The 18,331-nt window shown below is 35.7% G+C and carries 14 protein-coding genes and 1 tRNA gene; 12 read left to right on the forward strand and 3 right to left on the reverse strand.

Features of this window, described 5'->3' with window-relative positions; translation table 11 throughout:
- Positions 1–24: 24 nt before the first annotated feature.
- The 6 genes from glmS to EG358_RS05645 all read left to right on the forward strand — a co-directional run bounded on the left by glmS (position 25) and on the right by EG358_RS05645 (position 7,917).
- Positions 25–1,878, forward strand: a complete 1,854-nt coding sequence (gene glmS, locus EG358_RS05620) for a glutamine--fructose-6-phosphate transaminase (isomerizing) (protein ID WP_076562488.1) — start codon at positions 25–27, stop codon at positions 1,876–1,878.
- 108 nt (positions 1,879–1,986) lie between these two features.
- Entirely contained in the window at positions 1,987–3,402 is a 1,416-nt protein-coding gene (gene porK, locus EG358_RS05625; RefSeq protein ID WP_076562486.1) for a T9SS ring complex lipoprotein PorK/GldK, read from the forward strand.
- Between the two features lie 55 nt (positions 3,403–3,457).
- Positions 3,458–4,150 (forward strand): type IX secretion system motor protein PorL/GldL, encoded by a 693-nt coding sequence (porL, locus tag EG358_RS05630; protein WP_076562483.1) that lies wholly within the window; start codon positions 3,458–3,460, stop codon positions 4,148–4,150.
- Positions 4,151–4,188: 38 nt separating this feature from the next.
- Positions 4,189–5,781: a type IX secretion system motor protein PorM/GldM gene (porM, locus tag EG358_RS05635; RefSeq protein WP_076562480.1), complete on the forward strand. Its 1,593-nt coding sequence runs from the start codon at positions 4,189–4,191 to the stop codon at positions 5,779–5,781.
- A gap of 22 nt (positions 5,782–5,803) precedes the next feature.
- Complete coding sequence (gene porN / locus EG358_RS05640) at positions 5,804–6,742, forward strand: type IX secretion system ring subunit PorN/GldN (RefSeq protein ID WP_076562478.1); 939 nt, start codon at positions 5,804–5,806, stop codon at positions 6,740–6,742.
- Positions 6,743–6,870: 128 nt separating this feature from the next.
- Positions 6,871–7,917 (forward strand): NAD(P)/FAD-dependent oxidoreductase, encoded by a 1,047-nt coding sequence (locus EG358_RS05645; RefSeq protein WP_076562476.1) that lies wholly within the window; start codon positions 6,871–6,873, stop codon positions 7,915–7,917.
- 14 nt (positions 7,918–7,931) lie between these two features.
- Here EG358_RS05645 and EG358_RS05650 read toward each other — a convergent pair whose 3' ends face one another.
- A complete protein-coding gene (locus EG358_RS05650; protein WP_076562474.1) occupies positions 7,932–8,312 on the reverse strand; it encodes a putative periplasmic lipoprotein in 381 nt (126 codons plus the stop codon).
- Between the two features lie 246 nt (positions 8,313–8,558).
- Between EG358_RS05650 and EG358_RS05655 the strand changes: the two genes are divergently transcribed.
- The 5 genes from EG358_RS05655 to EG358_RS05675 all read left to right on the forward strand — a co-directional run bounded on the left by EG358_RS05655 (position 8,559) and on the right by EG358_RS05675 (position 15,948).
- Positions 8,559–8,948, forward strand: a complete 390-nt coding sequence (locus EG358_RS05655; RefSeq protein ID WP_076562472.1) for a hypothetical protein — start codon at positions 8,559–8,561, stop codon at positions 8,946–8,948.
- A gap of 142 nt (positions 8,949–9,090) precedes the next feature.
- A complete protein-coding gene (locus EG358_RS05660) occupies positions 9,091–10,173 on the forward strand; it encodes an efflux RND transporter periplasmic adaptor subunit (RefSeq protein ID WP_076562471.1) in 1,083 nt (360 codons plus the stop codon).
- Between the two features lie 80 nt (positions 10,174–10,253).
- On the forward strand, positions 10,254–13,448 hold the full coding sequence (locus tag EG358_RS05665; RefSeq protein ID WP_076562469.1) for an efflux RND transporter permease subunit: 3,195 nt from the start codon (positions 10,254–10,256) through the stop codon (positions 13,446–13,448).
- On the forward strand, positions 13,435–14,877 hold the full coding sequence (locus tag EG358_RS05670; protein WP_076562467.1) for a TolC family protein: 1,443 nt from the start codon (positions 13,435–13,437) through the stop codon (positions 14,875–14,877). Before EG358_RS05665 ends, EG358_RS05670 begins: the two co-directional genes overlap by 14 nt.
- 372 nt (positions 14,878–15,249) lie before the next feature.
- Complete coding sequence (locus EG358_RS05675) at positions 15,250–15,948, forward strand: hypothetical protein (protein WP_076562465.1); 699 nt, start codon at positions 15,250–15,252, stop codon at positions 15,946–15,948.
- A gap of 462 nt (positions 15,949–16,410) precedes the next feature.
- Here the strand turns inward: EG358_RS05675 and EG358_RS05680 are convergent.
- Both EG358_RS05680 and EG358_RS05685 read right to left on the reverse strand, forming a co-directional pair.
- Positions 16,411–16,497: transfer RNA gene (locus tag EG358_RS05680), tRNA-Ser, on the reverse strand.
- Positions 16,498–16,556: 59 nt separating this feature from the next.
- Positions 16,557–17,573, reverse strand: a complete 1,017-nt coding sequence (locus tag EG358_RS05685) for an asparaginase (protein ID WP_076562463.1) — start codon at positions 17,571–17,573, stop codon at positions 16,557–16,559.
- 84 nt (positions 17,574–17,657) lie between these two features.
- Between EG358_RS05685 and EG358_RS05690 the strand changes: the two genes are divergently transcribed.
- On the forward strand, positions 17,658–18,329 hold the full coding sequence (locus EG358_RS05690; protein WP_076562461.1) for a TrmH family RNA methyltransferase: 672 nt from the start codon (positions 17,658–17,660) through the stop codon (positions 18,327–18,329).
- The last annotated feature ends 2 nt before the right edge of the window (positions 18,330–18,331 follow it).

The raw sequence follows: 18,331 nt of genomic DNA on the forward strand, positions 1-18,331 counted from the left end.
TATTAAAATACATTTGATTAAAATATGTGCGGAATAGTTGGTTATACAGGTTTTCAGGATGCTTATGATATTGTTATCAACGGTCTTAGAAGACTAGAATATAGAGGTTATGATAGTGCCGGTATTGTTTTAGAAAATACAGAAAACAGTTTTAGCGTCGAAAAGACTAAAGGGAAGGTTGATGATTTGGTCAATATTTCTAATAATTTAAAAGGAACGTCCAAAATAGGAATGGGGCATACACGTTGGGCAACTCATGGTGTACCAAGTGATAGAAATTCACATCCTCATGTTTCAAATAATAATAAAATAGCACTTGTTCATAACGGAATCATTGAAAATTATGATACAATTAAAACAATGCTTACCGAGAAAGGTTTTTCTTTCAAATCGGAAACTGATACGGAAGTTTTGGTTAATCTAATCCAGTATTTTACAGATATTAATCCTGAGATAGATTTTCCTGAAGCAGTAAGATATGCCCTAAACGAAGTGTATGGTGCTTATGCAATTACTGTAATGCACGAAGATCATCCGGGAGTTTTGGTTGTTGCAAGATTGGGTTCTCCGTTAGCAATTGGGATTGGTGATAAAGAATATTTTATTGCCTCTGATGCATCTCCTTTTGTTGAGTTTACGAAAGAAGCTATTTATCTGGAAGAAGGTCATATGGCAACTATATCTTTAGAAGGAGGGGTAGACATTAGAACAATTACCGAAAATTCTAAGATAATTCCTGAAATTCAGGAGCTGAAATTAAGTTTAGAGCAAATCGAAAAAGGTGGATATGAGCATTTTATGCTTAAAGAAATTTTCGAACAGCCAAAATCTATTCATGATACAATGAGAGGAAGACTTATTGTAAATGAAGGAGTTATTAAAATGGCCGGAATCTGGGATCATCTTGAAAGATTTAAAAATGCAAACAGAATCATCATTATCGCTTGCGGTACTTCGTGGCATGCAGGTCTTATTGGTGAATATCTGATCGAAGAATTTGCAAGAGTTCCTGTAGAAGTAGAATATGCTTCAGAATTCAGATATAGAAATCCTATTATTACAGATAAAGATGTTGTAATTGCTATTTCTCAGTCAGGAGAAACTGCAGATACTATGGCTGCTTTAAAATTAGCTAAAGAAAAAGGTGCATTTATATATGGTATATGTAATGTCGTTGATTCTTCGATTGCGAGAATTACAGATGCAGGATCTTATACCCATGCAGGACCAGAAATTGGTGTTGCTTCTACCAAAGCATTTACAGCTCAGTTGACGATTCTTTCATTAATAGCATTAAAATTAGGAAAGCACAATGGTAATTTAGGAAATGCAGATTTTATGAGTCTAATTTCTGAATTGGATGCTCTTCCTAAAAAAATTGAAGAAGTTCTGGAAGCTACTCACGAGCTTACTCAGCATATTGCAAAAGACTTTATCAATGCAACCAATTTCCTTTATTTAGGAAGAGGATACAATTATCCTGCAGCATTGGAAGGAGCTCTTAAATTGAAAGAAATTTCATACATTCATGCAGAAGGCTATCCTGCTGCTGAAATGAAGCACGGCCCTATTGCATTAATTGACGAAAATATGCCAATTGTTATCATTGCTCCAAAAAGAGGTCATTATGATAAGATTGTAAGCAATGTACAAGAAATTAAAGCAAGAAAAGGTAAAGTAATTGCGGTGGTAAACAAAGGAGATACACAGGTAAGCGCAATGGCTGACTATGTGATAGAAATTCCTGAAACATCAGAATGTTTTTCTCCAATAGTAGCTTCAGTGCCTTTACAGCTATTAGCTTATTATATAGCGGTGTATAGGGGAGCCAACGTAGATCAGCCAAGAAATCTTGCAAAATCAGTAACTGTAGAGTAAAAAGGACTTGGAAATAAAATAAGTTCAGGTTTTTTTCGTTATTATAAAAAAAATCTTAAAAGTTTCTTAAAAAAATTATATATTTACGGCTTAATTATAAAAATTAACATGAAAAGGATATTTCTTTTATTATTGTCTGCGTCGGTAGCATCGGTATCTTGTTCAGGTGGTGGATCTTCTTCTGTAGGGAAGCCTGGAACAAAAGGAGAATTGATACCTAGAGAAAAAACAAAATCATTCGTTGCACAGAGACCTTATGGTATGGTGGCAATTCCTGGCGGTTCTTTTATTGCTGGTATGGCCGATGAATCATTTACCAATAACGGTGAAACTGCACCTTTGAAAACGGTAACTGTTGCTCCTTTCTTTATGGATGAAGCAGAAACTACTAATGCAGAATACAGAGTTTTCATCAATTATGTAAGAGATTCTATCGCTAGAACTATGCTTGCTGAAGCAGCAGGTGAAGGCGGTGAAGGTGGCGGCCGAGGTGCAAGCATCGGAGATTACGCTTATCTTGCTAAAAAAGAAGAAGACCTTACACCTTATCAGGAATATCTTGAAGGAGCTGGTGGAAGAGATGATGGTTTCGATGCAAGCAAAAAATTAGACTGGAAAATTCCATTACACTGGAATACGTCTAAATATCCTGATGTAGAATACGCTGAAGTTCTTGAGTCTATGTATTTACCTGCATCTTCTAGAGTAGGTAGCGAAAGACTTATTGATGTAAGCAAACTAAAATACAATTATAGATGGGGAGATATGGATGCTGCCCTTGCTGATAACGAAAGAGGTGTAAACTTCTTGAGAAGCGAAAGCATTGCAATCTATCCAGATACAACAGTTTGGGTTAATGATTTCCACTTTACTTATAATGAGCCTTTATTTGAGCAGTATTTCTGGCACAAAGCTTACAAAGATTATCCTGTTGTTGGGGTAACTTGGGATCAGGCAAGAGCATACTGTGACTTCAGAACTAAATTGAAGTCTGATTATAATGAAAGCTTGAAAAGAAAACAACAAAGACCTTTACGTTTCCGTCTTCCTAATGAAATGGAGTGGGAATACGCAGCAAGAGGTGGTAAGCAAAATGCTACTTATCCTTGGGGTGGTCCTTATTTGATGGATGATAGAGGTTGTTATCTAGCAAACTTCAAGCCAAAGAGAGGTAGCTATATGGAAGATGAGATAAAAGGTACGTATACTTACACAGCACCGGTAAAAAAATTCAAAAAGAATACTTTTGGGTTATTTGATATGGCTGGTAACGTATCTGAGTGGACTGATTCAGGATACAACAATTCTGCATACGGATTCTCTTCTACTTTAAATCCTTCTATTAAATCTAAAACAGACGACAAAAAATCAGTAAGAGGAGGTTCTTGGAAAGATGTTGGTTATATGTTGATGACAGGTGCAAGAGACTGGGAAAACAAAGATTCTGCTAGAAGTTATATCGGTTTCAGAACGGTACAAGATATTCCTGAAGCAGCTGTTAAAGCGAAAAGAGTTAACAGATAATATTGCTTAAATCATTTTTATTATCAATTCATAACACTTAAAAAAACTAACTTATATGTTTAAGACTAAAGATGCTTGGATGAATTTCTTCTATTCATTCGGTGCTGCAATTGTAATTCTTGGAGCTTGGCTTAAAATTACTCACATTACCTTGGGACCTATTAACGGAAACATCGCTCTTACCGTAGGGCTTGTAACTGAGGCAATTATCTTTATCATTTTTGCATTCGACCCTCCTGCTGCTGAAGAGTCGTACCACTGGGAAAACGTTTATCCTGAATTGTTGGATAAGCATGCAAACCCAAATCCTTTACATTCAAACATTTCTGCTAAAAATACAAGCGCTCAGTTTGCTGAGCTGGAGAACTCTCTTTCAACTAAGTTAGATAAAATGCTTCAGGATGCTAAGCTTGATGTACAATTGTTTGACAGATTAAGAACAGGGATTGATAAATTTTCAAACTCAGTAGATCAAATCAACCAAACTGTTGATGTATCTGCTTCTACACACAAATATAATGATCAGTTAAACAAAGCTGCTGCACACATGGAAAGCATGAATGCTCTTTATGCAATGCAGTTAGAAAACGGTCAGAGACAATCAGATTTTGCTAAAAAATATGTTGATGATATGCAGAAATCAGCAGAGCAATCTGAGAAATTTAATCAAGAATTACAAGGTTTAACTACTAACTTAAACAGCTTAAATAGAGTTTATGGTGGTATGTTAACTGCTATGAAGTCATAATCCTTAACCATTAATTAAATAAAACTAAAGAAAAGAGAATGGCAAAAGGAAAACAGACTCCACGTCAGAAGATGATCAACCTAATGTATTTGGTGTTCATCGCTATGATGGCCCTAAACATTGATGTTGAAATCATCAGATCGTATTACGATTCTACAAGAGCCCTAAATGAAACAAGGTTTTTGACAGAGCAAAAAAATGAAGATATTTTTGAAAAAACATTAGAGGCAAAAGCTCAGCAAGTACCTGACACTTATGCTACACCTTGGGAACAGTATAAAACACTGAAGAGCAAGATTGATGTTTTGGTAAGCTCTGCAGAAGATATTAAAGTTACGCTGAAAAAGCAATCAGACTTCCATGATAAAGATCCTAAAACAGGAAAAGACATGGACGTAAGTGAGAACTTCTCAGCATTGAATAATAATGAGGCTACAACTGAATATTTCTTTAAAGATGGCGACGAAAATTCTCCTTCTCCAAAAGCTTTGGAGCTTAAAAAGAAATTGGATGACGTAAGATCTTATATTGTAGCTACTTTTGGAGGTAACGCACAGTTATTGAAATTAGTTGAAAGAGCAAACAGATCCATCATTGCAGACTATCCTGCCGGAAAATCTCCGAATGGTAAGACTTGGTTTCAGAATAAATTCTATCACCAACCTCTTATTGCTGCGATTTCAAATCTTGAGATTATTCAGAATGACGCAAGAAACGTACAATCGGATGCATTGGCGTTGATGCTTCAGGAAAAAGTAGATGCTAGTATTAAGTTTACAAGTTATGAAGCGATTGTTTCTGCTCCAACAGATGTTCAAGCTGGTAAAAAAGCTGAAGCGGTTGTAATGCTTGGTAACTATTCAAACAGTAGTAAAATCAGCATCAGTGGTGTAAGCAGACAAGAAAACGGTAAAGGATATCTTCCTTTAAATACTGGAGGTCTTGGAGAGAAAAAGATTGGTGGAGTAATTACTTTAACAGATGCTACAGGAAAAGCTCAGCAATTCCCGTTCACACATACTTATAATGTAATCGCTGGTCCTCAACAGGTAAAACTAGAACAAGGGCTATTGCTTTCTGCTGATAAGATGAATGTAATGTATAGAGGATTAGAAAACCCTGTTACAGGATCTATCCTTGGTGCAGACAATGCTAAACTATCTTTATCTGCTCCGGGAGCAGTGGTTAAGAATACTGGTAAAGGTAAGTGGAATGTTGTTCCATCTACTGGAAATATTGTGAAATTAACTCTATCAGGTACAGATCCTACTGGAAAAACAGTATCGCAAGTATTTGAATATAGAATTAAGGGAGTTCCTAGACCACAAGGTCAGATCAGAGGAAAGGCTGTTAATTTTATGCCTGTTGGTTCTATTCCAAATCAAATTGTTGCTGCGGCATTACCTGATTTTGATTTCCCGGTTTCGTTTACTGTTAACAGTTTCATTTTGAAACTTCCAGGCAGAGCTGGTACTATGATTCAAGGTAACTCATTATCTTCTGCAGAAGGGTTAATCAGAAATCTTAGACCGGGTGATGTTGTTCAGATTTATGATATCCAAGCTACGGCTACTGGACTTGGTAATCAACGATTGAAAGAAATATCACCAGTTATTATCAATGTTCAATAACATTAATTTGTAAATTCATATTATGAAAAAATATATTAGCAGTCTTTTAGTATTAGCTTCTGGGTTTGCATTTTCTCAGACTATTCTAAATGCTTCTTCACCGGAAGAATTCAGACAGATGAGAGCTGAAAATATGAAAAAAGTAGGAGATACTGTTATCAGCAATAAAATAACCCCACTTGAATATGGCTTTGTAGATGAAAAAGACATCTTAAAAAGTATGATGGTTTGGGAAATAATTGACCTTAATGATAAAATTAATCAGCCATTCTACTATGATAATCCCAATGGATTAACATCTAGAACTACAAGATCTTTGTATCAGATTTTATTAGATGCAGCTTTAAGTGGCCAGATTGATGAAGTTTATGAAGATGAAAACTTTTCTACTAAATCTACTCCTGAAGCGATTAGAAAGAAGTTGGAGAGTGAAAGAATTGATGATGAATTAATTGAAATTATTAACTCTGGAAGAACTCCTACAGAGGCCGAGAAAAAGCAATATGTAGACTTAATCAGAACAACTACTGATAAAGTTAAAGTTCTAAAGATTATGGGAATGTGGTTCATCGACAAAAGAGATGGTATGATGAAATACAGACCTATTGGTATTGCTGCAATGGGACCTGACCCAACTTCAATTGGAAGAATAGGACCAGATGGTCAGCCTTTAGCTGGAGCCGACGAATTAGTTGATTTATTTTGGGTTTATTATCCAAAAGCAAGAGATATTTTAGCAAACAATTATGTCTACAACAGAGCAAATTCGTCAGCGGATTTATCTTTTGATGATATAATTAATGCAAGAAGATTCTCTTCAATCATCTATAAATCAAGCAATGGTCTTGGAGATGGTACAATTAAAGATTATATTCCTAGAAATGCTGAAGAGCAATTGGCTGAAAGCCAAAGAATCAAAGATCAGATTCTTCAAATGGAAAATGATATGTGGAATTACTAAATTTCACTTGATATTTATAAAAAACCTGAGTACTTTTACTCAGGTTTTTTTGTTAGAAAATGACTTTTCATAAATACAATTTAATAACGCATTCGATTGTTATTGCTTTTAAAAATTAAGAATTTGATATGAGAAATGTAGATTACATCATAGTGGGTGATGGTTATGCGGCTTTGTTTTTTGCTCATCAGTTATTATTAAATAACAAATCATTTGTAATTTTCTCGGAGGGTAAGAAAAGTGCATCGCAAATTTCTGCCGGAATTATTAATCCCGTAGTTTTAAAAAAGTTTACTACATTTTGGTTAGCTCAGGAACAAATTGATTTTCTAAAAAAATCTCTTAAAGAAATAGAATCTTATACAGGTCACAATTATCTGATAGAATCTCCTATTCATAGAATTTTTCATGATGAGAACGAACAGAAACTTTGGCTTAAAAAATCTGATAATGATGAGTTAAGAAACTTTTTAGATGAAAATTTCGATCATTTAAATGGTGTAAAAAACGATTTTCAGACTGGAAAGGTCAATCAGTCAGCGAGACTGAATGTTAAAGGATTTTTTAACGGTTTATTGAGTTATTTAGAAAATAAAGGGAATTTGATCAAAGAAAAATTTGATTATTCACTAATCGATACTTCAAATTCTACTTACCAAGATTTTAGCTTTAAAAACATCTTGTTCAGCGAAGGAATAGGGGTAAAAGAAAATCCTTACTTTTCAGATATTGCTGTTAATCCAAACAAAGGTCATCATATTCGTGTAAAGCTTTCTGAATCTATTCCTAAAGATATTACCATTAAGAAAAAGCACTTTTTGTTTCCTTTGGATGATAATCTCCATTTTTATGGCGGAACGTACGACCGTGAACAACTTCATCACGAAATTGACAATTCTGCAGTCGCACAGTTAAAAAAAGGTCTTTCAGAATTTTATATGTCTGATTTTGAGATTAAGGAAGTGCATTTTGGTTTCAGACCTACCGTAAAAGATAGGAGACCTATTTTGGGAAGGCATTCTCAGCATCACAATTTTTATGTTTTTAATGGTTTAGGAGCCCGCGGAATTCTTAATGGCTGCTATTTCTCAAAAACATTGTTCGATTATATAGAAAATAATATTCCCTTGCCCAAAGAGATTTCAATCGATAGGTTTAATCAAAAAGACGCTTAAAAAAGCGTCTTTTTTTATTGTAATGCGATTTTTTTGGTGGGTTGATCTTTTTTTGCATGAAATAAAACCATGTCAGCATCTTTTTTTAAGAAAGTGACTTCATATTTTGTTTCAGTAAATTGATATTTGTTATCATCAGTAGAAAAACCGGGGTTTTCTGCATTTTTATAAAGTTCATAAGATTGCCCGTTAAGTCTTACAATGACAGTATTCTTGGTGTTATTCGTAATGATTTCCATTTCATCACCATGACGGTCAGCGAGTGTTACCTTAGTGATGTCGTCTTGAGAGATTGGTTTTTCTTGCTTAACGATTGATGTGTCTGGGTCTTTAGCCGAGTGTTTACAGGCTGATAGAGTGAGGATTATAAGAAATCCGGGTAAAAGTTTTTTCATTTGTAATTTTGGTTTTTAAAGGTTTCATATTATTTTGCTTTGGTTGTGTAAAATTACAATTATTTTTCCTTAAAATATGTTAATTTTTAATAATTTAAAGAATTTAGATTCTGAATATAGTCTTTTTTTAATGTTAAATATAATTAATTGGTTCTCTCATTCATTTTTCAGCTGATTTCAAGAAGAGTTAAATTTTGTTAATAGTGAATTAAGTATTAAAATCTCAGCTTACATTTGCAACTTGTAATGAGAAACTATATTGTATACTTTTTGACAACGCTTTTTCTGCTATTCGTAGTGGAAAGCAAACTTAATGTCAAAACTTTGTACAATGACTTTTCAACTCATATTTCTCACAATTATCCTGAAAAGGTAGATCACTCAACTCATTCTGTACAGAAGTTTTCTATTCAGCAATCTACTGACAGTGGTGATAATTTTTCATTTGATGTTGCAGAAGAAGATTTTCAGTTAGCTGACAGTCTGCAGACAATTATTACTTTTGCCTGTGTTTTCGGACTGATTTATTCTTTTGGGCTATTATTCAAAAAAAGGGTTAAACCTTCAATTCCCAATTTTTTACAGCATATTCATTCTGTAAAAACGTTTATTCTGGTTCGATCTATCAGAATCTAAAATCTCGTTTTCCGATTATCATTTTGGCTCCAAAACGGAGCTAAAAGCATTGCGTTGTGACTTTTCTGGTTTTCACAAAGTAAATATTTTCAAAATTATTATTCAATCAACATTTAACGATTTATACCACTCTAAAATTATGATGAAAAGAGTTGTCCCAGGCGTTGTATTAAGCGCTGTTCTCTTACTGTTTAGCTGTAACGAGAAGAAGGAAGAAAAACAAGAAGACTCAGTGTATCCGGTGACTTCCCCCGTAAAAATGGATACCATTATTAATAAAGACTTTGTTGCTCAGGTACAGTCTGTAAAAAATATCGAAGTGCGGGCTCAGGAAAAAGGTTTCCTAGAAAAAATCTATGTAGACGAAGGTCAGTATGTAAAGGCTGGACAGACATTATTCAGAATTATGCCTCAGGTTTATCAGGCCGAATTATTAAAAGCAAAAGCTGAAGTAGAGCAGGCTTCAATTGAATTGAGAAATGCAAGTACACTTGCCAACAATGATATCGTTTCAAAGAACGAGAGATTAATGGCAAAAGCAAAACTAGACGCAGCCAATGCAGAAATGAGATTGGCGCAAATTCACCTTTCATTTACTGATATCAAAGCGCCATTTTCAGGTGTAATTGATAGAATTCCTTTAAAATTGGGAAGTCTCGTTGATGAAGGTGATCTTTTGACTACACTTTCAGACAATACCAATATTTACACATATTTCAATGTTTCGGAACCTGAATATCTCAATTATCAGACTAATGTTGCAGGCCGTGGAAATCAAAATGTAAGTTTGGTGATGGCAAACGGAGATTTGTTTAATCAGACTGGAGAAATTCAGACCATTGAAGGGCAGTTTGATAATGAAACGGGAAATATCGCTTTCAGAGCCAAGTTTCCAAATCCTGAAAAGCTGTTAAGAAATGGTGAAACCGGAAAAATCAGAATGACTTTGCCGCTCAAAAATGCATTAATCATTCCTCAGAAAGCTACTTATGAAATTCAGGATCAGAAATATGTTTTTGTAATTGATAAAAACGGAGTTGCAAAATCAAAAAATATCAAAGTGTCTTATGAGCTTCCGGATATCTATGTTGTTTCTTCAGGGATTTCTCCGGATGAAAAAATCTTGTTAGAAGGTGTTCAGAAGGTGAAAGATGATCAGAAAGTAAAGGTGAAATTTCAGGATCCGAAGAAAGTTCTTCAGTCTTTAAAATTAAAAGCAGAGTAAAAAATAAGTGATAATTGATAAGCGATCATTGATTATTGTTTATCATTCATCATTAATAATTTATCATTTATAATTATTATATGTTTAAAAAATTCATCCGCAGACCCGTTCTGTCGATCGTAATCTCTTTGATTATCGTTTTTATGGGAGTTTTATCATTAATGAAACTTCCGATTACTCAGTTTCCTGCGATTTCTCCGCCAAAAGTAAATATTACGGCAACTTATCCGGGAGCCAATAACGAATTACTTGTAAAGGCAGTGGTAATTCCTTTGGAGCGATCATTAAATGGTGTTCCGGGAATGAAATACATGACTTCAGATGCCGGAAATGACGGTGAAACATCCATTCAGGTGGTTTTTGATTTGGGAACAGACCCGAATGTTGCTGCAGTAAACGTTCAAAACCGTGTCTCTTCGGCAGTTAATAAACTTCCACCTTTGGTGGTACGTGAAGGGGTGAAGATTACCCGTGAAGAACCGAATATGTTGATGTATATTAACTTGTACAGTGACGATCCCAAAGCTGATCAAAAGTTTCTTTTCAACTATGCAGATATCAATGTAATGTCTGAATTGAGAAGGGTAAGCGGAGTAGGTTTTGCCGATATTTTGGGAACCCGTGAATATGCAATGCGTATTTGGCTGAAACCCGACAGACTTACAGCTTATAATATTTCGGCTGATGAAGTAATGGAAGCTTTAAACCAACAAAGTTTAGAGGCTTCTCCCGGCAAAACAGGCGAAAGCTCAGGTAAACGTTCTCAGTCTTTTGAATATATTTTGAAATATTCCGGACGTTTTAATAATGAAAAAGATTACGGAAATATTATTCTTAAAGCTAAATCTGCCGGCGAATTTGTAAGACTAAAAGATGTTGCAGATATCGAATTTGGTTCTTCAATGTATGATATTTATTCTACATTGAACGGAAAACCTTCTGCTGCAATTACGGTAAAACAATCGTACGGATCAAACGCAAGTGACGTTATCAAAAATGTAAAAACATTGATGGCAGATCTTGAGAAAACCAATTTCCCGAAAGGAATGCATTATGACATCAGTTATGACGTTTCCAGATTCCTGGATGCTTCGATTGAAAAGGTAGTTCATACTTTATTTGAGGCCTTTATTTTGGTGGCGATTGTGGTGTTTTTATTCCTTGGAGATTGGCGTTCGACGCTTATTCCGGCGATTGCGGTTCCGGTTTCATTAGTAGGAACTTTTGCAGTGATGTCCGCATTTGGAATTACTTTAAATATGATTTCACTTTTCGCTTTGGTAATGGCAATTGGGGTCGTCGTCGACGATGCGATTGTAGTAATTGAAGCCGTTCACGCCAAGATGGAGGAAAAAGGACTTTCTGCATTAAAGGCGACTGAAGAAGCAATGCACGAAATCAGCGGAGCAATTATCGCAATCACTTTAGTAATGGCAGCGGTGTTTATTCCGGTGGCATTTATGTCGGGTCCGGTTGGGGTTTTCTACCGTCAGTTTTCGATTACAATGGCGTCATCAATTATTCTTTCGGGAGTTGTGGCGTTGACGTTGACTCCGGCTTTATGTGCTTTAATTCTAAAAAACAACCACGGAAAAGCGAAAAAGAAAGGTCCGATCACGATTCTTTTAGATAAATTCAACAATGTATTTACAAAAGGAGCAGGAAAATATGAGAACTTACTGAAGAAAACAGTTACTAAAAAGTTCATTACACTTCCTTTGTTATTGATCTTCTGCGCATGTACTTACTTTTTGAGCAACTCATTGCCTTCAGGGTTTATTCCGGGAGAAGATCAGGGGATGATTTATGCAATTATCCAGACGCCGCCGGGTTCTACATTAGAAAGAACGAATCAGATTGCCAAAGAATTATTAAAAGAATCTGAAGATATTGACGGAGTACAGTCGGTTTCTTCATTAGCTGGTTACGAAATTCTGACCGAAGGAACAGGTTCAAATTCAGGAACATGTTTAATCAACCTTAAAAGTTGGGAAGACCGTTCAGAATCTGCCGCCGAGATTATTGAAAAGCTCGAAGAAAAAGCCAAAAATATTCCGGGAGCCAATATTGAATTCTTCCAACCACCTTCTATTCCTGGTTATGGAGCTGCAGGTGGATTTGAATTGAGACTTTTGGATAAAGCCGGAAGCGGTGATTATCAGAAGATGGAGCAGGTAAGTACCGATTTTGTGAAAGAACTCAAGAAACGTCCTGAATTGGGTTCTGCATTTACCTTCTATTCTGCGAGTTTCCCGCAATATATGCTTAAAATCGATAATGATTTAGCTGAACAAAAAGGCGTAAGCATCGAGAAAGCAATGGATAATCTTTCGACATTAATCGGTTCAAACTACGAAACCAGTTTCATCCGTTTCGACCGACCTTATAAAGTAATCGTTCAGGCGGGTCCGCAATATCGTGCTTTACCAAGTGATTTGATGAAATTGTATGTGAAAAACGATAAAGATCAAATGGTTCCGTATTCAGATTTTATGCATCTGGAAAAAGTGTATGGTCTTTCAGAAATCACAAGACATAATATGTACAACTCTTCTGAGGTGAGCGGAACTCCGGCGCCTGGTTACAGTTCCGGACAGGCAATTAAAGCCATTCAGGAAGTAGCCGATAAAACATTACCAAGAGGTTTCGGAATCGACTGGGCGGGAATTTCAAAAGATGAAGTTGGTCGTGGGAACGAAGCAGTGTACATCTTCTTGATCTGTTTGGGATTTGTTTATTTAATTCTTTCTGCGCAGTATGAAAGCTTCATTCTTCCTTTACCGGTGATTCTTTCGTTACCGACAGGTATTTTCGGAGCATTTTTATGTTTAAAACTTTTAGGTTTAGAAAACAACATCTACGCACAGGTTGCAATGGTTATGTTGATCGGACTTTTAGGTAAAAATGCCGTATTGATCATTGAATTTGCCGTTCAGAAAAAAGCTGAAGAAGGAATTCCTGTTGCACAGGCGGCAATTGAAGGAGCTGCCATCCGTTTCAGACCCATTTTGATGACTTCATTTGCATTTGTTGCAGGGTTAATTCCTTTGGTAATGGCAACCGGACCGGGAGCTGTCGGAAACAGAACGATAGGAACGGCAGCAGCAGGAGGAATGCTTATCGGGACTGTTTTCGGACTGATGATTATTCCGGGATTATATTACATTTTCGGAACTATTGCAGACAAATCCCGACTGGCAAAATATGAAGAAGAAAATCCGTTAACTGAACAAACAGAACCTTATCAACACGATGATAAACATGAAGATTTATAATAAATATATAGCAGCCATCGCCTTATCGCTTGTTTTAGCAAGTTGTAAGGCGCCAATGGCGACCGTCATTCAGGACGAAGTAAAAAATAATATTCCTGAGAATTTTACTCAAAATGAGCAACAGGATGTCAATAACAATAGTGGAACTACGCCGTGGAGACAGTTTTTCACAGATCCAAATTTGGTAAGCTTAATCGAAACTTCTTTGAAAAACAATCAGGAGTTGATGATCACACTTCAGGAAATTGAGATTGCAAAAAGCGGAGTTGTTGCTAAAAAAGGAAAACTTTCACCCACAGTTAGAGCAGGATTAGGAGCCGGAGTTGAAAAAGTAGGTCGCTACACAAGTACAGGTGCCGGTGATGCATCCACTGAAATAGAGCCCGGAAGAGAAATGCCCGATCCGCTTGGGAATTTCGAAGGAGGTTTGATGGCCAACTGGGAAATCGACATCTGGAAAAAACTCAGAACGGAAAAAGAAGCTGCTGTTGCGCATTATCTTTCAACTGTTGAAGGAAAGAATTTTGTTCTTTCTAATCTGATCGAGGAAGTTGCCGATAATTATTACGAATTATTAGCGCTCGATAATCAGATGGATATTATTCAGCAGTATATCAAATTGCAGACTAGAGCTTTAGAAATTGCTAAAATCCAGAAACAGGCAGCAGCGGCAACAGAATTGGCGGTGAAAAAGTTTGAAGCAGAATTAGCAAAATCAAAAGCAACAGAATATACAATCCGTCAGCAGATCACCGAAAAGGAAAACCAGATCAATGCACTTTGCGGTCGTTATCCGCAGCCGATTGTGAGAACGAAGGAAAGTTTTATGTCTACCATTCCGCAAACGGTTTATACGGGAATTCCGTCACAATTATTAGCAAACCGTCCTGATATTAAACAGGCTGAATTAGAATTAAAATCTGCAAAACTAGATGTTGAAGCCGCAAGAAAAGAGTTTTATCCAAGCTTAGAAATTTCTGCAACTCTAGGCTTGGAAGCCTTTAAACCTTCTTATCTGGTTAAATTACCAGAGTCGATCGCTACAAGTTTAGTGGGAGAATTGGCGGGGCCACTGATTAATAAAAGTGCTATTAAAGCTAATTTCCAAACAGCAGATGCAAAGCAGATTCAGGCTTTGTATGAGTACGACAAAACTATTTTGAATGCCTATCTGGATATTTCAAACCTGATGTCGAAAGTAAAAAATATCGATCAGTATTACCAATTGAAGTCTCAGGAGACGCAGGCTTTAGACCAATCTATCGATATTGCCAATCAGCTTTTCAAAAACTCAAGAGCCGATTATCTGGAAGTTCTTTTAAACCAAAGAGACGCTTTAGATGCAAAAATGGAATTGATTGAAGCCAAGCAAAAACAATTAAGCACCGTTGTAGACATTTATAAAGGTTTAGGCGGCGGCTGGAAATAAGTTAGTTTTTTATTCATATATATCATTATTTCAATTATGAGGTCCGGTTCTGTTTTCAGAGCCGGGCTTTTTATTTTAAAACAGGGTAGTCGATAACCATCGGAATTTCCCGAAGATGCAAAACACTCCTGTTTATAACTATCAGAACTCTCCGAAAGTTTAAAACACCCCTGTTTGTGGTTTCCGGGACTCTCCGAAAGTCTTCTGCACCCTTGCAAGAAACTTTCGGGTATTTCCGATGGTTTGTTTCATCCTTTTTAGCAATCAAAAGATTCTTTTTAAACTATTTAAAAAATGTTTTATCAAAAAATAAAACACGTCAAGTTTTGGCGCATTACACCTATAGCTTTGTAGTATAAAATAGTAAGAGTTATGGAAATTCCGTTTTATTTAAGTTTCAGAGAATTTGAAAATAATTATTATAGCAATCTTGAAAACTGGTTTGAAAACAATCGAAATACCAATGAGACCGATTTTTTGCTTCATTTGAAAGAGATGTATAAACCCTATTTATGCTATAACTTTTCGAAAGACCGATTGCAGGCAGATGCCGTGATTGAAGTGAAAAACTGCTTCTTTCCGTATCATGATAATTTCGGAATTTCATTTAATACAAATCATGCCAATGCTAAAAATTTCAAAACTGGAATCAACAATATTTCGGAAATGAAAACCATTACCATGATGGAATATGCCCAACATATTTTAGACAGGATACATCATTATTTTCAGAAACAAAAAATCTCGATGAAAGAAAATGAAACGATTCTCGATTATATCAATCATTACGAAATCATCACGGCAAAAGAAAAAACAGGGTATTGTCCGGATTATAACTTACACCAGAAAAAACTTCCGTTTTTAAAGGCTTTTCTTCCCCTTTTCGGAAGTACTGTAGATATCTCTCTGTACAGGAATTTTTATTTTTCGGTGGTGAGAATTGCAGATTTTATAGATGCAAAATTAAGTGATGTTCAGGCTTTTGATCAAAGTATTTACAGCGAGTTAAAATCTGAAGCAATGATAAAAATTCACATGAGAGGACATAGTTTTCTTACGATTTGCAATTGATTTTTTTTTAGGAGCTTAATCCCGCTTTCCGCACTCGCTATTTTTGTGATTTCGGGCTGCGGCAAAGCCGCCGCCGCCCGAAATCACAAAAATGAGCTCAGACAAATGCTCAAATCGGGGCTAGGAAATGACCCTTCAATTAAATATTTCGTACTAAAATAAAATAGTGTCAGATGTAGAAAACTGTAACGTGAAAAAAATAAAAATTAATCCGTTAAATAAGATTCCCACTGTTTGAATGCTGGGCAGAACTAATAACCAAATCGCTAATCAATAAACCGCACAAGCTTTGGGAATCTTAGGATTAATCATTTAATGTTTAGAAGAATATTTCAGTTTTGAACTTTTTAAGGATATTAAATATCAAATACTAACATTCATACACTAATTATATTGTCGAAATGCATTTTAAAACTGTATTTCAAGCAAAAAACCAGATCGATTGATCTGGTTTTTGTTTTGCAGAGAGGAAGGGATTCGAACCCTCGATACAGTTACCCGCATACTACCTTTCCAGGGTAGCTCCTTCAACCACTCGGACACCTCTCTATGTTTGAAGACTGCAAAAATAGGCTATTTTATTGAATCTGCAAATTCTTAATTTAAAATTACTCGCTTATTTCTCCACAGATATTTCTTGAGAAATTATCAGCAAAACTTCCACGATAATTTGGGTTGTCAATCAAGTGCATTGCTTTGGTAATTGCAGATTCTGCAGTCATATCTCTTCCGCTGATCGCTCCGATTCTTGAGAAAATATTAGAGTTTTCATATTTTCCAAATGATATTCCGCCTGAAATGCACTGACTTACCACGACAATCTCGGTTCCGTTACTTCTGATTTGTTGTAAAGTTTCCAAGGTCTTTTCACTGCTGAAAATCGTTCCCGAACCAAAAACCTGTAAGATCAACACTTTCATTTTCGGAATCTCTTTAAAATGATTCAGCTTCATTCCCGGGAAAATTCTCCAGAAAAGAACATCTTCAGAAATATGTTCGTCAACATGAAATTCAATTCTACCGTCGCAACGGAAAAGATTGTCCTTATCAATCTTTAAATGAACTCCAGATTGTCCTAAAATAGGGTAGTTCGGACTTGCATATGCATCAAAATACTCCGCAGAATACTTTAAAGTACGGTTCCCTCTCAATAATTTATATTCAAAATAGATCGCAACTTCCTGAATCACGGCTTCGTTTTCTTCATAAAGACTTGCATAATATAAACTCGTCAGAAGATTTTCTTTTGCATCAGTTCTCAGATCTCCAATGGGAAGTTGTGAACCTGTTAAAATAACTGGTTTTGTCAAACCTTTCAACATAAAACTCAATGCAGAAGCAGTATAAGACATCGTATCTGTCCCGTGAAGAATGAGGAAGCCGTCATATTTCTTATAATTGTCGAATATTAAATTGGCGATCATTCTCCATTCTTCAGGTCCCATATCGGAAGAGTCGAGCGGTTGTGCAAAAGGATGTACGAATACCTCGCATTCCATCAGCTTCATTTCGGGCATTTTCTCAAAAATATTTCCGAAATCAAAGGCACGGAGACTTCCTGTTTCGTAGTCTTTTTCCATACCAATCGTTCCGCCGGTATAAATAAGAAGGACTTTTCGCTTCATTTTTTAGTTTAAATTAAAGATTTTGAGTTTCTTTTCAGGTTCAGAATTTCAAAATTACGTTAATTTGCAAAGATTTGAAAGAAGATGAAAGATTTAGAGAAAACTTACGAGTATTTACAGCAATTTTTAACCGAAGAAAGATTAAGAAAAATCGAACATTTTGCTCCTGAAAGTTCAGATTTTATACTTCCGGTGATTGAAGATATTTATCAGTTCAGAAACGCAGCTGCAATTGTGCGTTCTGTTGAAGCTTGTGGTTTTCATAAAGTGGTTGCTTTGCAGGAAGAGCATAGCTTTGAGCCCAATTTAAAAGTAACAAAAGGAGCAGATACATGGGTTGAAGTAGAAAGGCTTCCCAGAAATATGGAATCTTTTCAGAATATTAAAAACAGAGGATATAAAATGGTAGCAGTTTCGCTGGAAAAAAACGCAAAATTTTTACCTGAATATGAAATTACAGAACCAATCGCTTTAGTTTTCGGAACCGAAATGGAAGGTGTTTCTCAGGAGATTTTAGATTTTGCAGATGAAACTCTGGCAATTCCGATGTATGGCTTTACCAGAAGTTTTAATGTTTCTGTTGCTGCCTCAATCTGTATGTATGAATTGAAGCAAAAGCTTATAAAATCTAATATTGACTACAAATTGAATGAAGAAAAGCTGTTAAGAATGAAAATTCGTTGGGCAGTAAATTCTATGCGAAGCGGGGAGCAGGTTTTTAATAAGTATTTGAAGGATAATAATTTCAACTTTTAAAA

This window comes from Chryseobacterium indoltheticum (assembly GCF_003815915.1).
GTDB lineage: Bacteria > Bacteroidota > Bacteroidia > Flavobacteriales > Weeksellaceae > Chryseobacterium > Chryseobacterium indoltheticum.

What these genes read in the sequence shown, in the direction of transcription:
- porN (WP_076562478.1), top strand. Translation starts at nt 5,804, where the DNA reads ATGAAAAAATATATTAGCAGTCTTTTAGTATTAGCTTCTGGGTTTGCA.
- EG358_RS05670 (WP_076562467.1), top strand. Translation starts at nt 13,435, where the DNA reads ATGAAGATTTATAATAAATATATAGCAGCCATCGCCTTATCGCTTGTT.
- EG358_RS05685 (WP_076562463.1), bottom strand. Translation starts at nt 17,573, where the DNA reads ATGAAGCGAAAAGTCCTTCTTATTTATACCGGCGGAACGATTGGTATG.
- EG358_RS05665 (WP_076562469.1), top strand. Translation starts at nt 10,254, where the DNA reads ATGTTTAAAAAATTCATCCGCAGACCCGTTCTGTCGATCGTAATCTCT.
- EG358_RS05650 (WP_076562474.1), bottom strand. Translation starts at nt 8,312, where the DNA reads ATGAAAAAACTTTTACCCGGATTTCTTATAATCCTCACTCTATCAGCC.
- EG358_RS05690 (WP_076562461.1), top strand. Translation starts at nt 17,658, where the DNA reads ATGAAAGATTTAGAGAAAACTTACGAGTATTTACAGCAATTTTTAACC.
- EG358_RS05655 (WP_076562472.1), top strand. Translation starts at nt 8,559, where the DNA reads ATGAGAAACTATATTGTATACTTTTTGACAACGCTTTTTCTGCTATTC.
- EG358_RS05660 (WP_076562471.1), top strand. Translation starts at nt 9,091, where the DNA reads ATGAAAAGAGTTGTCCCAGGCGTTGTATTAAGCGCTGTTCTCTTACTG.
- porL (WP_076562483.1), top strand. Translation starts at nt 3,458, where the DNA reads ATGTTTAAGACTAAAGATGCTTGGATGAATTTCTTCTATTCATTCGGT.
- porM (WP_076562480.1), top strand. Translation starts at nt 4,189, where the DNA reads ATGGCAAAAGGAAAACAGACTCCACGTCAGAAGATGATCAACCTAATG.
- porK (WP_076562486.1), top strand. Translation starts at nt 1,987, where the DNA reads ATGAAAAGGATATTTCTTTTATTATTGTCTGCGTCGGTAGCATCGGTA.
- EG358_RS05645 (WP_076562476.1), top strand. Translation starts at nt 6,871, where the DNA reads ATGAGAAATGTAGATTACATCATAGTGGGTGATGGTTATGCGGCTTTG.
- glmS (WP_076562488.1), top strand. Translation starts at nt 25, where the DNA reads ATGTGCGGAATAGTTGGTTATACAGGTTTTCAGGATGCTTATGATATT.
- EG358_RS05675 (WP_076562465.1), top strand. Translation starts at nt 15,250, where the DNA reads ATGGAAATTCCGTTTTATTTAAGTTTCAGAGAATTTGAAAATAATTAT.